Source organism: Robertmurraya sp. GLU-23 (assembly GCF_052983275.1).
This window is the reverse complement of the sequence record NZ_JBRKCV010000016.1, coordinates 69,929-85,399: the sequence shown is the minus strand read 5'-3', so window position 1 is coordinate 85,399 and position 15,471 is coordinate 69,929. Positions and strand designations below refer to the sequence as shown.

General features: G+C 37.7%; 14 protein-coding genes. 4 read left to right on the top strand and 10 right to left on the bottom strand.

Annotation, left to right across the window (positions count from 1 at the left end):
- Positions 1-95 precede the first annotated feature (95 nt).
- Entirely contained in the window at positions 96-1,808 is a 1,713-nt protein-coding gene (locus ACVBAX_RS20160) for a SulP family inorganic anion transporter (protein ID WP_447118598.1), read from the top strand.
- Positions 1,809-1,971: 163 nt separating this feature from the next.
- Here ACVBAX_RS20160 and ACVBAX_RS20155 read toward each other — a convergent pair whose 3' ends face one another.
- The 9 genes from ACVBAX_RS20155 to ACVBAX_RS20115 form a co-directional block, all read right to left on the bottom strand.
- Complete coding sequence (locus ACVBAX_RS20155) at positions 1,972-3,576, bottom strand: amidohydrolase (protein ID WP_447118572.1); 1,605 nt, start codon at positions 3,574-3,576, stop codon at positions 1,972-1,974.
- Positions 3,577-3,600: 24 nt separating this feature from the next.
- Positions 3,601-5,433 carry a hypothetical protein gene (locus tag ACVBAX_RS20150; protein WP_447118571.1) on the bottom strand — a complete coding sequence of 611 codons (1,833 nt, stop codon included), beginning with the start codon at positions 5,431-5,433 and terminating at the stop codon, positions 3,601-3,603.
- 162 nt (positions 5,434-5,595) lie between these two features.
- Positions 5,596-5,805: an aminotransferase class III-fold pyridoxal phosphate-dependent enzyme gene (locus tag ACVBAX_RS20145; protein ID WP_447118597.1), complete on the bottom strand. Its 210-nt coding sequence runs from the start codon at positions 5,803-5,805 to the stop codon at positions 5,596-5,598.
- A gap of 86 nt (positions 5,806-5,891) precedes the next feature.
- Positions 5,892-5,963 carry a hypothetical protein gene (locus tag ACVBAX_RS20140; RefSeq protein ID WP_447118596.1) on the bottom strand — a complete coding sequence of 24 codons (72 nt, stop codon included), beginning with the start codon at positions 5,961-5,963 and terminating at the stop codon, positions 5,892-5,894.
- A gap of 152 nt (positions 5,964-6,115) precedes the next feature.
- Positions 6,116-6,889, bottom strand: a complete 774-nt coding sequence (gene argB, locus ACVBAX_RS20135) for an acetylglutamate kinase (RefSeq protein WP_447118570.1) — start codon at positions 6,887-6,889, stop codon at positions 6,116-6,118.
- A 14-nt stretch (positions 6,890-6,903) separates the two neighbouring features.
- The gene (argJ, locus tag ACVBAX_RS20130; protein WP_447118569.1) at positions 6,904-8,133 is read right to left on the bottom strand and encodes a bifunctional glutamate N-acetyltransferase/amino-acid acetyltransferase ArgJ; all 1,230 of its coding nucleotides are present in this window, start codon (positions 8,131-8,133) and stop codon (positions 6,904-6,906) included.
- A gap of 12 nt (positions 8,134-8,145) precedes the next feature.
- The gene (gene argC / locus ACVBAX_RS20125) at positions 8,146-9,180 is read right to left on the bottom strand and encodes an N-acetyl-gamma-glutamyl-phosphate reductase (RefSeq protein WP_447118568.1); all 1,035 of its coding nucleotides are present in this window, start codon (positions 9,178-9,180) and stop codon (positions 8,146-8,148) included.
- A 30-nt stretch (positions 9,181-9,210) separates the two neighbouring features.
- Complete coding sequence (locus ACVBAX_RS20120) at positions 9,211-11,199, bottom strand: hypothetical protein (protein ID WP_447118567.1); 1,989 nt, start codon at positions 11,197-11,199, stop codon at positions 9,211-9,213.
- 15 nt (positions 11,200-11,214) lie between these two features.
- Positions 11,215-12,435 carry an ATP-grasp domain-containing protein gene (locus tag ACVBAX_RS20115; RefSeq protein ID WP_447118566.1) on the bottom strand — a complete coding sequence of 407 codons (1,221 nt, stop codon included), beginning with the start codon at positions 12,433-12,435 and terminating at the stop codon, positions 11,215-11,217.
- Positions 12,436-12,637: 202 nt separating this feature from the next.
- Between ACVBAX_RS20115 and ACVBAX_RS20110 the strand changes: the two genes are divergently transcribed.
- Positions 12,638-13,213: a GNAT family N-acetyltransferase gene (locus ACVBAX_RS20110; protein ID WP_447118565.1), complete on the top strand. Its 576-nt coding sequence runs from the start codon at positions 12,638-12,640 to the stop codon at positions 13,211-13,213.
- A gap of 232 nt (positions 13,214-13,445) precedes the next feature.
- Here ACVBAX_RS20110 and ACVBAX_RS20105 read toward each other — a convergent pair whose 3' ends face one another.
- Complete coding sequence (locus tag ACVBAX_RS20105; RefSeq protein ID WP_430776483.1) at positions 13,446-14,126, bottom strand: winged helix-turn-helix domain-containing protein; 681 nt, start codon at positions 14,124-14,126, stop codon at positions 13,446-13,448.
- 363 nt (positions 14,127-14,489) lie between these two features.
- On the opposite strand from ACVBAX_RS20105, the gene ACVBAX_RS20100 reads away from it, so the two are divergent.
- Both ACVBAX_RS20100 and srlA read left to right on the top strand, forming a co-directional pair.
- Positions 14,490-14,915 (top strand): transcriptional regulator GutM, encoded by a 426-nt coding sequence (locus ACVBAX_RS20100; RefSeq protein WP_430776484.1) that lies wholly within the window; start codon positions 14,490-14,492, stop codon positions 14,913-14,915.
- Positions 14,916-14,931: 16 nt separating this feature from the next.
- The gene (srlA, locus tag ACVBAX_RS20095) at positions 14,932-15,462 is read left to right on the top strand and encodes a PTS glucitol/sorbitol transporter subunit IIC (protein WP_430776485.1); all 531 of its coding nucleotides are present in this window, start codon (positions 14,932-14,934) and stop codon (positions 15,460-15,462) included.
- The last annotated feature ends 9 nt before the right edge of the window (positions 15,463-15,471 follow it).

The window sequence follows — 15,471 nt, the reverse complement described above, 5'->3', positions numbered from 1 at the left end:
GATTGAAATATAAATAAACCCACTCTTCATTGGAAGGGAATTCTTTTCTTTAATTTTTTGTTTTCAAAAAAATGATACAAGAAGGAAAGGTGGAAATGGTATTTAAAAAATTTAACCCAATAAATTTGCAGGAACCTTACAATCGTAATTTAATGATGAACGACCTTTTGGCTGGGTTTACACTTTTTGTCATGCTTGTTCCTCAAGGTATGGCCTATGCCATGCTGGCAGGTCTCCCACCTGTTATGGGGCTATATGCCTCGACACTTCCATTACTCATATATGCGCTTTTTGCCTCTTCCCGACATCTTTCAGTTGGCCCAACCGCCATCACATCGTTATTAGTGTTTTCTGGTATCTCTGCGGTTGGGCAACCAGGAACAACTGAATATGTTACATTAGTTATTTTATTAGCATTAATGGTAGGTATTTTTCAATTTTTGTTTGGTGTTTTAAAATTAGGCTTTATTGTTAGATTTATTTCCCCCTCTGTACTAGGAGGTTACACGTCCGCAGCTGCCATTATCATTGCATTGAGTCAATTAAAGCATTTGCTAGGTATTGAATTAGGGAATTTTTTTCAAGTTCATCTATTAATTTACGATGTCATAAATAAAATAGGCGGTATACATGGGGTTACTTTATTAATTGGGGTAACTAGCATTGCTTTTTTAGTCTTACTAAAAAAAGTAAGTCCACGAGTTCCGGCAGCGTTATTACTGATACTTCTTTCTATAGTTATTGTTTATTCTTTGGGTTTATATAAAGAAGGGGTAAAGATTGTTGGAATGGTTCCAAGTGGTTTTCCGTCACTTCTTTTTCCTACTATTACATTAGCAGCTGTTAAACAAATTATTCTACCTGCACTAACTATCTCGTTACTTGGATTTATGGAATCTCTTGCAATAGGTAAATCTATTGCTGATAAAGAAAAGTATAAAATAAATCCTAACCGGGAATTAAAAGCTTTAGGGCTAGCAAATATCTTTGGTTCTTTTTTTCAAATATTACCGATAAATGGAAGCTTTTCTAGAAGTGCTGTCAACCACCAAAGTGGCGGGGCTACTCAAATGGTTTCCATTTTTACAGGAATGCTGATCCTGATTACACTGCTATTTTTTACATCTTTTTTTTATTACCTACCTAACGCAGTATTAGCTGCAATCATTATGGTTGCGGTTTATAAGCTAATTGATTTAAAACAATTTAAAAAATTAATTAAAATTAAACCCGTCGATGGTTGGAGTTGGTTAGTTACATTTCTAGCTACGCTTCTTGTAGGGATTCAATGGGGAATCTTAATTGGTGCTACTTTTAGTTTCTACCAATTATTAAGTAGAATGTTTAAATCAAGTATTATAGAAATTGGATATCTTGAAAGGGAAAAAACGTTTCGGGATTTAAAAAGATTTCCTCAGGCTAAGACACTTGACGATGTAATTTTTTTAAGAATAGATTCTTCCCTACATTTTGCGAATGTATTTTACCTTGAAGAGAAAATAGGACATTTACTATTCCAAAGGTCAAAGGTGAATTTGGTAATATTAGATTTTTCAGGTGTTAATGATATGGATACATCTGCATGTAAATCCCTTGAGGAGTTCAAAGACCAACTAAAACAACAAAGCAATATAGAATTATATTTTGTTGCAATGAAAGGCTCAGTAAGAGACACTGCCTATAGAGCTGGCTGGGATACAAAATATAAAAAGGAAATAGGTTATGTATCAATAGAAAAATTACTTGAAGAGAAGAAGATAACATTCTCTTCTAATGGAACAGAAACACCTTTTATCTATATGATTTAAAATGTCATGCTTGTAGTGTAAAGAAACCCTTGGATTGAAGGGTTTCTTATGCAAACAAGGTATGTTATGCTTTCTTGCTGTCGCAAGGGTTCAGGCTGTAGACATACTCGAAGAAATACAAGTCCGTCTACAGTTTTTTAAAAACTTTTAGAAAAAACCTACATTATCCTTGAAAAACTAATTTCCCACCCATATAAGTTTGGTTCACTTTAACGGTATGAATCTTTTCCATACGCATTTCAAATATATCTTCTTCAAGAATAATAAAGTCTGCGTGATTCCCGACAGTAAGCTGTCCGATATGCGGTATCTGTGTAATTTCTTGCGCGGCTTTTGTGTAAAGCATAATAGCAGTTCTTAAATCGATTCTTTGTGATTGTCCAGTATCCAAACCATTGTGTGCAAGACGTGTAACAGCGGACATGATTCCAACAAATGGATTAACTGGATCAGCCCAGGCAGTTGCCGGTGCGTCAGAAGAGATAGCAACTTGTATCCCAGATTGCAGCATGGATTGAATAGGATAGGTTTGCTTTGTCCTCTCTGGACCGAGGTTATTATGATAGCTCTCGATTTCTGCAAACACAAAAATGAGTTGGGTAACAACGGCAATACCGGCATCCGCAGCACGTTGAATCGCTCGCTGGGTAGGCATAGCTGCATGCTCAATCCTAATGGAAGGGCCGGTAGTTAGCCATCCATTTTTTCGATAAAATGTATCAATAATTAAGTCGATTGCTTGTTCACCCATCGCATGAACAACTAATTGAATCTGATTTTTTTCGGCTGCTTGTGCTGCTGCTAATAACTCTTCCTTAGTAGTCATTTGAATACCATAATTACCTTCCTCACCTAAAAAGGCGGGATTAACCCAAGCTGTTTTTCCAGAAATACTTCCGTCAGAGAATAATTTGATTCCGCCGATATGAATCTGATCTTCTTTATTCATTTTTTCTAACGGTATAATGGGTTTTTCCTTCAAATCTTCCCACAGATAGTATAGAACTGTCCGCTGTTTCAGTCCTTTTTTTCTAGCTTCATCATACATTTTAAAATAATCTATCGGTTTTGTTCGGCTCATAAGATCTGTAATCGCAGTAATACCATGTGCAAGTAATTTTGTACTTAACCCTGCTAATAAGTCTGCGTTTTCCTCAAGGGATTTTGACGGAATCAATGATTGGACCAGATCCTTCGCATTTTCACGTAATATTCCTGTTGGTTCACCATTCGAATCTCGATCAATCTTTCCGTCTGGAGGATCTGGTGTGTCTTTCGTGATTCCTGCTAATTCTAACGCTTTACTATTTACTACAGCAATATGGGTACAGGTTCGCGTGATGAAAATAGGAATCTCACTTGTAGCTTTATCTAAATCCCAGCGTGAAGGCTCCCTTCCTTCAGCGAATTTTGCTTCATCATAACCCCAGCCTTCAATCCATTTTCCTTTTTCAATGGTGCGACTTATTTTCTTAATTTGTTCAATTAAAAAGCTTATTGAGTGAATAAGCGGTGGGGTGCAAGCAATTTGGGTTGTTGCGGTAGCAAGCCATAATGGGTGTAAATGGGCATCAATAATGCCAGGTAGTACCCTCTGACCTTTAAGGTCTATACATTCTCCTTCAATAATTTCTAAATTAGATTGTTCACCGATCCAAACAATTCTCCCATTCTGTACAATCATGGTGTTTGCATCTGGCTGTTCCGGATTAGAGGTGAAAATTTTCCCGTTCATAAAAGTTTGAGTTGATTGCTTGTGAATATTCATTGGTTTCACCTCTGAATAAAGATATCAATCCTGTTTTGGAAAATGGAACGCATATAAGCAGTATAGGAAATCGTCAAAAGGAAGGGACGACTCGCCCTCCTGCTCACCGTTACCCCACACACTCGTTCGAATGGAATTTCCCCATTCTTGCAGGCTGTCGTTATTTGGGTTGTAAAAATAAACTCTCATACAGCCAAGTGGGTCAGGGGCTACTCTCTGAATAAGAACAGCATGGGCCCCAAGCGCTTGACCAGAATGGTTGTATATCGTAATACCAGCTGGCTGTGGGAGCCCTTTATTAATATTTATATTTAAAGAAGGGTGATAATATCTATGGAACTTCGCTTTAAATTCAAAATCACTGAATGCATCTGAAAATTCGGTCCAAATTCCTTTCAAATGAAAAGAGGGATTGATCCATTTATGCGGATCTAGCCCACGTCCTTTGGCAGTCTCTAACATTTCCCCATATATTGAATTGAGGTGAGGAATTAAGAGTAATGATATCGTATCTATATTGTCCTCATCCTCTAGTAACACATGCGGAAGGAGGTCAGAAGAAAGAGAACTTCCCTCAAAATCAATAGTGATTTTCCCATTTTCAACAAAATCATTAAACATTTTAAGAAGGAGGACAGGTTCCTTCTGTGACCAATAGGAGAGAGCTCTAGTTGATTGACAAGTAGGGTTAAAGCCTTGACCTATCCCAAGTGGCTGCCCTAAAACGTTCACCATTTCTGAGACTAGTAGAGCTCGAAGTCCTGCTTCATCACTCATGTGATAAACGCTTGAAAGTCTGTCTTTAATGTGTTGATGTAGGGGAACGACTAAAAGCTGTTTAAACTCTTCAACGAATTCTTTTGAAAAAATATCGCGCTCCAACAGACGTATGAAACCATATATACTTCTTCTGGTTTTGATCGTGATGGCAAATTCAATTAGGGAAGAAACAAAAGGAAGATTCAACCTTAAGTTCTTGCCAGCTGCATCGTTCACTACAAGTAAATTAGTAATTAGTTTGGGCTTATCTTTATTGATATACTGTAAAAAAATTGCATGGAATGGTGAAACAAGTCCGGTAGATCTTACGGATGCATTTAGCTGAAGTGCTTCCCGAATGAGTAATAAATCATTACTTTCATGCAGTTTATTTTCATAATTTTCAACGGTTGCTTTAGAGGCGATATCAGATGGGGAATACACCGCATTCACGTAACGCATCAAGTTTGAATCTTTCTCATCCATACTACTAACTAACTTTTTGGCAGTGGAAATTAATTTAAGGATTTTGTTGGTTACAATCGGTCTCTGTACAGCTAGATTATGGATTTCCTGATACACGCTTTGAAAAACAAATGGTGAAAAACAGAGGTCCGAAATAAACAATAAAATCTCCGATGCTTGTTTGTCTTTGTATAAATGAGTGACACGATTTTCTTCCGTTTCTTTCATTAATAACAAATCCAAATTCAAAGCTAAAACCTTCGTCAAAAACTCAGTTGCTTCCAATGCCGACATGGCTGGGTGAATGTAATGGCCTTTAGAAATAGCGAGAATTCGAAGGTTACTCAATGTCTCTGCTGCTGCCATATTGCCACCCGCATGTAAAGTGCCTCTAACAAGTACAGGATTGAGTTTTCGGACATTCTCCCATGGCTTCCCCTGAAAAACCCCTGCCTGGTCAAAGAGATGGGCATATTTATAAATCTTTGCCAATCCATTAGGTTCTTTCAGAAGTAATGCTGCTTCTTCAAAAAAAGCCTCTTGAAATAAATTCTTTATTAAAAATGGCGTTTTAATTAATTGGTTCAAGGCCTTTTGAAATGAATCCTCAGATGTAAATAGAAAAAGTCCCATTTATCCAATCCCTTTCCTGCATATTGCCTTTACCATATGTTATTGGAAAACTATCGTATAGTTACCTATTCAAAAAAACTATTGCTAAGAAGTTTTTTAAGATAGTGAAAAAAAGGACCACAAAAAAATAGTTGGTCCTTTGATTTTTTTGGTTAAAAATTCCTAACCAATCTCTTGCATTCCCGTGGCCATACATGTTTTTTCTAGCATCTCTTTTATTATATTTACTCCGATTTTTAATTCTTCAAATGAGACGGTTAGTGGAGGCAATAGTCTTATGACTCGTTCTCCTGCTGGTAATACAATAAGTCCTATATTTTGTAGTTGAGGTATCAGTGAGGATACTGGAATCTTACATTCGATTCCGGCCATCAATCCTATCCCTCTTATATCTTGGACAACCTTATACTGTTTTAGAATATTTAGTTGCTGAAAAGTATATCATGCTGTTTACAAAGTTACTGAATACCTTGTAAGAAGTCCTTACTACCTAAATGTATTCCACCTTCCCCTTGGACGGTTTCAATCATAACAGCAGCAACATCATTGTCAATTGCGTTGCTTTACGTGCTAACTTTATCGCAGCTTCGTTGGCTTCTGCACCGCTATTGGAATGTAATCGTACTTCCTGAGGGTGTTACAGGTTCAATGTCCCAGCGTGCATAGGTTTGAAATAAGTGGCTCAATTTGTGATCGGCTCCTTATGATAAATTCTCGTACCGTTCCATTTTCCACTTTCAAAAAATGGCTTTTTACCGGAAACAATCATGACACTTTTAACGCCTCTTTCCAAAGCATTTAGTGCTGAGGTAACTTTCGGAATCATTCCGCCATTAATTTCACCATTTGCAATGAAGGAGTCAATCTCTTGCTTAGATAGCTTACTAGTAAGGGAGCCATTAATGAATACTCCATCAACATTTGTAACAAATAAGCACTGCTCAGCAGAAAGAGCTTTAGCTATCTCTGCTGATACATAATCAGCATTTATATTCAGTTTTTCACCGTTTTGAGTAATCCCTATTGGTGTAATAACCGGAATGTAATTTCCGTTAACGACAAGCTCTACGTATTCTAAATTTACCTTTTTTATTTCTCCAACAAAACCGAGCTCTTCACGGTTTAAGTAATCGGCTTGTAAGCAATATGCATCACTTCCATTAATACCGATGGCAGAAAAATGGTGTTCTTGAAGCAGCGCTACTAGTTTTCTGTTTGTTTGCCCTGATAGTATCATTTCAGTAATCAGTAGGGATTGCTCATCCGTTTTACGAAGTCCATTCACAAATTGGGGTGTAATATTACATAATTCAAGCATGTCATTAATATCGGGTCCGCCACCATGTACAAAAACTAGTTTGTAGCCTTGCTTTTTCAATTCAGATAGACTGGTAAAAAAAGAGGTTGATAACTCGTCTAATACGCTGCCACCACATTTGATCACAATATATTTCATCTTTTTCACCAACCTTACGAACGATAACTGGCATTAATTTTGACATACTCATAAGATAGGTCACAGCCCCATGCTTTCCCTACTCCATTACCTACATGGAGATCAACTGAAATCTTAATAGATGGCTGATTTAAATAATTACGTGCCTCATCCTCGGAGAATGTACAAGGTACACTTTTTTCAAGCATTTTAATAGTGCCTATAGAAATATCAACTGTATCAGGATTGATGGCAGCATTTGTTTGGCCGACCGCCCCGATGATTCGTCCCCAGTTAGCATCTGCACCAAAGATGGCGGTTTTTACTAAATTTGAACCGATAATTTGCTTTGCAATAAATCTTGCTTCCTCATCTTTAATTGCTCCTAATACCTCAACTTCAACTAGTTTGGTAGCTCCCTCTCCATCCATTGCAATTTGCTTTGCTAACTTTTCACAAGCCTTTGTTAAAAGTTCAATAAATGTCTCCCATTCCGGATGCAGAGGAGATAAAGGACGATTACCTGCCAAGCCATTGGCCATCACAAGTACCATATCGTTCGTTGAGGTGTCACCATCAACGGTAATTTGATTAAATGTATGGTTAGTTACACTTCTTAATGCAACGGACAGATTCTCAGAAGAGATGACTGCATCCGTTGTTAAGAAGCCTAGCATGGTAGCCATGTTTGGATGAATCATTCCTGAGCCTTTTGCTGCTCCACCAATCGTGATGATTTTGTCATTGATGATAGCTGAAAAACCACAGCTCTTCATCACAATATCAGTGGTCAAAATTGCCGTTTGAAAATCAACCGCATCACTGTCTGAATTTCCAGGTGATAATAACTCAATACCAGATGAAATTTTATCCATATTTAAATATTCACCGATCACTCCAGTCGAGGCGACGGCGACATAATTGTCCTTTACGTTGAATTTCCTAGATGTTAAGGAACGCATTTCTAGTGCATCCTTGTATCCTCTTTCTCCCGTGCATGCATTGGCACACGCACTGTTAACCACTACCGCCTGTAAAAGCCCCTCACACAAAATGCTTTGTTGAGTCACTTTTAAAGGTGCTGCTTGGAATTGGTTTGTGGTATAAACGGCTGCAGATGAAGCTGGAATATCACTAAGAATGACCCCTAAGTCCTTTTTTGAATGGCGGAGGCCAGCATGAACTCCAGTTGTTCGAAATCCTTGTGGTGATAATATATTCCCATTTTCAATTTCAACAATTTTATCCATAAACTTTACCTGCATTCCAAATCCTCCTTAAGGGTACATGGGAATAAATTCTAATCCCGTTTTCTCATTTAATCCATTCATTACATTGGCATTTTGAACGGCTTGACCAGCTGCACCCTTCATAAGGTTATCAATGACAGAAACAATCGTTAACCTTCCAGTTCGCTCATCAAGATGTAACCCGATATCACAATAATTTGAGCCGGATACTTCCTTAACAGCAGGGAAAGATCCTTGTGGTCTAATCCGGACAAACGGATTGTGTGAATACTGATCTTTATATAAATGAATAAGTTGTTCAATACTCATAGATGCTTTGAGTTTGACGTAGATGGTTGCCAAAATTCCTCTTGTGATTGGAAGCAAATGTGTATTAAAAGTAATAGGTGTTATATCTTTATCCCAAAGGTTCAGCTGCTGTTGAATTTCAGGAATATGCTGATGTTCGTTTACTTTATATATTTTGAAATTTTCATTAATCTCTGAGAATAGAAGGTTTTTAGATACAGATCTTCCTGCTCCGGAAACACCTGATTTTGCATCAATAATAATAAAATTCGGGTCAATAAGTTTTTCTTTAATTACTGGTGCAAGACCCAATAGAGTTGCTGTGGGGTAACAACCAGGATTAGCGATTAATCTAGAATCAATTATTTTTTCTTTATTCCACTCACTTAACCCATATATCGAGGTTTCTAAAATATCACTTTCAACTGGCTCGTGCTTATACCATTTCTTATACAAAGAAGCATCTCTAAGACGTAGGTCACCAGATAAGTCGATAATTTGAACACCTGTCTTTAAGAAAGATGGAACAAGTTTACTAGATACTCCTGATGGAGCAGCTATAAATACAATATCTGAATGTTTAGCTATTTCTTCGGGGTCGATATGTGTAAGTCTTAAGCTTGTCATTCCATATAAATGTGGAAACTCTTCATATAATAGAATTTCTTCCCTTGTCGTATGCACGGATTGTATCCTGAATACAGGATGATGATGTAATATACGAAAAAGCTCACCGCCGCCATAGCCAGTCGTTCCTATGATTGATACATTCATAACAATTCTCCCCGAGATGACCATTTATTTTTATTCCCACGAATAACTTTTACCCCAACTGTGACTTGCCAAGGTTTCTACTTCTTCAACTAAGCTGTCTTCCACCATGAAGATATCCCCCTGTTCATAGGGGTTATAATGAAATGCGTACATTCTTGATAAAAACTGATGGAAGAGCAGGGAGGATTCACCTTCCCATTCACCGAAACCTGATACACTTGGTTCAATGCCTTGCCCCCAATTTTGTCCGCTATCATTGTTCGGATTGTAGAAATATATTCTGTATTCACCATTCTGGTCTTTCTTGATCCTTTGAATGGAGACTGCGTGCAATCCTAATAGGGTACCATGGACATTCGTTATAAAAATTCCAACTGGATTTGGATAGATGAGCTCGTAGCCCTCGTTATAGTCCGGATGATGGGTCGCATAAAACAGTCTGATGAAGGTGGAATAGTTAGTGACTCTTAGAGAGATTGGATCAATGACATTAATAAATCCTTTCGGGATCCATTCTCCGTAAAATTCAGGATTGACCCATTTGTGACCATCCTCTCCACGAAGGAGTGTCCGTTTCATCATTTCGTTATAAATTTTATCCAGGTGCGGTACAAGAACAATGGATACTGGATCTAAATCCTGATGAATTTCTTCTGCGACTCCGCCTGTCAGTAGGCTTGAGTGGATTGCCTCACCTTCGAAGGTCATGTCAATGTCATGATCACGTGCCGCACGAGCAATATATTCCAAGAGCTGTCCGATTCCATGCTGAGACCAGAGAGAGATCGCTCTTGCTGACTGGCAAGTTGGATTAAGACCCTGACCAACACCGAGGGGTTGACCGAGTACACTAATTACTCCAGCAATAAGCACACCATTTATGCTAATGCCACCTTGTTCATATTCAGGCTTTGAAAGGATTTGTTTCACCTGAGAATGAATCGGGAGCTCAAAAAGGCGTCGAATGGCAGGTGGTACATGATCCTGTGAAAGGACCCCGCGATCAAGCACACTCGCTAATCCATATATGGCTTGCCGCGTTTCAGGAAAAATAGAAAGCTGAATGATATCGTAAATAAGAGTTCTATTGGAGTTAAAGCTAGCTGTCCCTGTTTCTGATAAATCAAGCGCACCTGGAATGAATTCAGGATGTTTTCGGTTAAGGAATCGTAACAGTACCGCATGATAAGGCGACACAAGGCCTGTATCTTTCATTGATCCGGCAAAAATCTTAGCCTCAGCTTCCAGTTCATCCGTATACGCTTCTGCTAATCTTAATCTGTACTCACGTTGATTTTCCGCTTCTTTGCTAAGAGGTGTTGGTGCATTGGCAGCACGTGAGAACTTTCGTAGAGCTTCAGCCGTATGTTCTTCTTTTATACTTTCAATGATTGGTTCAAACATCGAGATCATCTTTAAAACCCGCCCGGTCAAAATAGGTCGCTGAACGGTGAGACGATCGATTTCTTGGGCGATTTTATCAGCGATTGCCTTAAACGACAGTTCTTTACCAAGGAATTGAAATAAATGTTGTGCTCGGACCGTATGCTCATCTAAGTGAATTCGGTTTTCTTCCGTTTCCGGCGGGAATAAAAGGTCCAGATTAAGTGCGAGAATTTCATTTAAGAATATTTCTGCTTCTTCCGCTGAAATGGCCTCGTGTATGTATTCGCCCTTCGCGATGGAAAGCATCCTCATCTCACTTAACAATTCGATAATCGATTGGACGCCTTTAAGCTTAAGAGAACCACCAACGAGGGAGGGCTGCATTTTCCCTGGGTCCTCCCATGGACCGCCATAAAAAACACCCGCTTGGTCAAACTGAGACGCATTTGCATAGAGGACGGACATACCGTCATCTGAGCGGGCTAGTTCAACCGCCAATTGAAAGACGTCTGTTTGGTACATGCTTTTCGCGAAAGGCTTTGCTTCCTCAAGTCTCTTAAGGGCCGATTCGAATCTGTTTTTTAAGACAGTTGTTAGCTTATTTAATCTTTTTCTCTTCGTTAGGTTCGTCATCCTTGCAAGGCCCTCCTAAAGATAAAAATCATATTTTTCATATTTTTTCATGAGCGTCCTCATGACCTCACTGTCATCCCCTGAAAAGAAAATGGTTCCATAATGATTTCCAAAGCCCACTCTATCAGCCACTTTCGAGGTTACAGGAATGAACATATCATGCCTTTCAAAATAAGGATGGTTTTTGAGTTCCTCAGGAATATTGAGTTTTTCAATACGTTTTACATTTGGATAAACCATTAAGCTGCCTGCATAACTCTTTGAAGAAGTGACTTCCTCAGGGAAAAAGGCCTCTAGTTCTTTTTCGGTTGTATCTGGGTCACTGCATAGAATCTGCGCTTGAAACGCACTGAAGCCATATGCCTTTTCAATCAATTCAAAAATATGACCTCCGGGAACACGTGCTGCCACTTCACCGAAATTTAAGGTTCCATCTGGTGCAATGAAATATTCAGGATGAATGAGACCATAGTCGACTTCAAAAGCTTCAACAAGTTTTTCAATTTGTTCTTTTATCTGTGGCCGCCATTCTTCAAGTGATGGGGAAGCCGGTACAAAGTTGGAGTGACCAAGCTTGACATATTCTGTAATATTTAAGAATCTAACCTTGCCGTTATGGATAAAGGCCTCACACGAGAATTCCTGACCATCGAGATGGCTTTCCATAAGAAGGGGGAATTCTGAATCACAAATTTCTTCAATCTCTTTACGGTCCCGGATCATTCGATGCCCAACTGTTCCCGCTTTATTAAATGGTTTTACATGAATAGGGTCGTTAGGATCACCATCGAGTTTAATTAATGCTTCGTTTACTCTATCGATGAATCGGTAGATGTCATGTTTGTTTTCTGCTTCCGCAAATACTCCTACACGGATTCCAGCCATTTGTGCTTTTCGCTTCATCAATCCTTTATCTCTCAATAGTAGGGACTTTTGGAAAATACGCGGGTTATTTCTGAACTTTGCATTCAAGGCACCTGCCCATTCAACCGTTTCCTCATAAATAGGTACAGCTACTTTTGTATGGAGACCTTTTAAAATCTCATATAGTTCATCCGACCGTTCTTCTAGCTGGTCGAATACCCATGGTACTAATTGGATACCATGACTATCAGCAAAGCTTTGAAATTCAGGTGGACCGACCACCACAAATGGCCGATTCATTTTGTCAATTGCTTCGATGGCATGAAGGCTCCATCCTAGTAATGCTGTTACTCTACCCTTGTTCTCTTTCATCTGCATAACTCTCCCTATTTTGATTATGGACAAGATCACAACGGTATCATTTTAGCAAAAATAATAATTTGAAAATTCGGATTTACACAAATAGTACAAACAATTAAAAGTAACTAATTAAAAAATTTACATTGATTAACTAAAATAGGGGAGGAATCAGAGACAGTTTTTAATACAAAATTTCGGGCAAAGGGGTATGGCAATGAGTGATTGGTATAGTAGATTGACTGATTATTTTCCAGAAAAAGAAATGAAATCAAAAAAGCATTTTGAAATACTTTTTCACGAAAAGCGAGGTATCTATCAAGTAGAAGAAAGCCCAAGCCATGTAATAGTTTATCTTGAAAAAGATGAATATATTTTCATAGATTATATTCTGGTGACTCAGAATAAACGTGGAAATGGAAAAGGTAGCAAGATCCTTGAAGAGCTAAAACATAAAGGAAAGGCTATTATTCTAGAGGTTGAACCTGTAACTCAAATAGACCCTGACTCTAAAAAAAGAGTACGATTTTATGAGAAAAATGGGTTTCGAAAAATGGAATCCATAAGTTACGAGAGAATTCATATGGTAACAGATGAGTTAAATAAAATGGACATTCTCTGTTGGTCCCCAATACATAGAACAGAGCAATGGGTATACGACCAAATGAAAACAGTATTTAATGAGGTACATGCTTTTAAAGCAAAGGAACTATATAACCGTCAACCTCAGCTTGTCACAGACGTTCTGAGATTGAGAGAATTGACTTTAGCTAATGAAAGTTTTAATAATTAAGAGTTATTTAAGAGGGGGAAAGGACTCGCTTTTTTAGTGACTAAATATGTAAAAACACCAGGATGAGGATTTTTGGTGATATTCCAAGACCATCAGTGGTTGCAATTACAAGGCAATAACACAAAAGCCAGAAGTTGGTTCTCTAAAGGTCAATGGAAAAATGGAAAATACAGTTTTTTTAAGCCTCTCACAAATGTGTGTGAGGCTTAATTTGGATTGTTATCTATCGAACTTACATTACACAGTCATTAAAACGGTATCCATACCCTTTTATGGTTGTGATGTATTGAGGTTTTTTTGGATCTTTCTCAATTTTTTTCCTTAGATTACTAATGTTTATATCAACGATTCTAAAACCACCATAATAATCAAATCCCCAAATATATCTTATCATTTCTTCTCTTGATATAACTCTTCTTTCGATCAACAGCATAAGTACTTGAAACTCTCTTCTAGATAAATAAACTTTATTTGTCTTTAAAACAATTTCAAATTGTTCAGGTTTTATAACTAAGCCTCCTATAATAATTTCATGAGTTAGTTTTGATTTTGTCATTTCAATTCTTCTAAAGATTGCTTTTACTCTCGCTTCAACTTCTCTTGGGCTAAAGGGAACTGTAATGTAGTCAGTAGCCCCCTTTTCAAAGGCATGGAGTATGGCTTCCTCACTGGAAAGGGAGTTAACAAAGATTATAGGGAGATTGAGTTTAAGTCTTAATTGTTTAAAATCTTTTTCATACTGTAGAAATAATGAAAAATTACTAAAAATTAGATCAGGTTTTATCTGAACAAGATTCGTAAGTCCTTCTTGAAAGTCTTTAGTATGAACTCTAAACCTGAGTTGTTCCAGTCTTTTTATTAGGATAAAGTACTCTTCGTAGTAATTATCTAAGATCAAAATAGTTTTATTCATCCAATTTACCCCTTGGTAAAAAATGTCTTAGTGTATTTATTTCCAACCATCTTCCTTTTAATCACAATAAGGGGTTATTTTTAAACATAGAAGTTACCAATCGATATAATCAAAAAACTAATATAACTAACTCACTGAATTATTAGAATTTTTCCAATAGATTATTGACAAATATAAGGCCTTTTTATATTCTTAGTATATAACAAATGTTAACTAGTGTAACAAATGTAAAATTTATTCTTCTGAAGTTATAAGTTGTAGCATTTGTTCCTGGTTCATGAATTAAAATAAAATGAAAGCGCTGTTAAAAGAGAGGGGGACTAGGAATCTTCTAATCTATGAAATGGGGAAAGGAGAGGTTTTATGCAACTTGCTTTCATACTTTGTACGATTCTCATTGTACAGTATCTTTTATCGTTCTTTCAAATTAAGCAATACAAGAAAAATATCGATAAAATTGTTAGCGTTTACAAGGGTGATGACGGTTATTTTATGTTCTCAGGGATGGAACGAGGAAAGTTTAAGCCGGGAGCAATTGCCATTTTGGTTGTTGATAGCAACTACATCATACATGAGTGTCACATGTTAAAGGGGATGTCCGTTCTAACTAAGTTCAAGCCGTTAGATAACTATAAGGGCAAACATGTGGGCGAAATTGTTAGTGATGTGAATGATATGATTCCTGAAAAAGGGAAAAATAAACTTCCTGCTTATCGTAAGGCATTATTACAAGCGAGTGAAAATGCATTGTTAACTATATCTAAGAACAAAGTTTCAATGGGAGTATAAAAAGGGGGTCAAACAAATGGAATGGATTAAATGGTTAGGGGAACATTTTATCGGGATGTTTCAGGCTGGTGGCGAAACGTTTATGGGATTAGTAACGGGAATTGTTCCAACGCTGGTTGTCCTATTAACATTTACTTATGCAATGATGAAGTTCGTCGGGGAAGACAGAGTAACAAGAATCATTCAGTTTGCTGCAAAATATACAATCCTTCGATATACACTAATGCCAGTCCTTTCAGTTCTCATGTTAACCAACCCGATGGCCTATACTTTCGGTCGTTTCTTACCTGAAAAGCAAAAACCAGCTTTTTATGATTCAGCGGTATCTTTCGTTCATCCGGTAACAGGGTTGTTTCCTTACGCTAACGCAGGTGAACTATTCGTATACTTAGGTATAGCAAACGGTATTCAGGAATTAGGGCTACCAGTAGCTGACTTAGCTGTTCGTTACTTTATCGTCGGTGTGGTGGTTATATTAATTCGTGGTATCGTGACAGAATTAATTACAAAATATCTAGCGAAAAAAGAGGGCGCGGATTTAGCGTAGAAAGGGGAG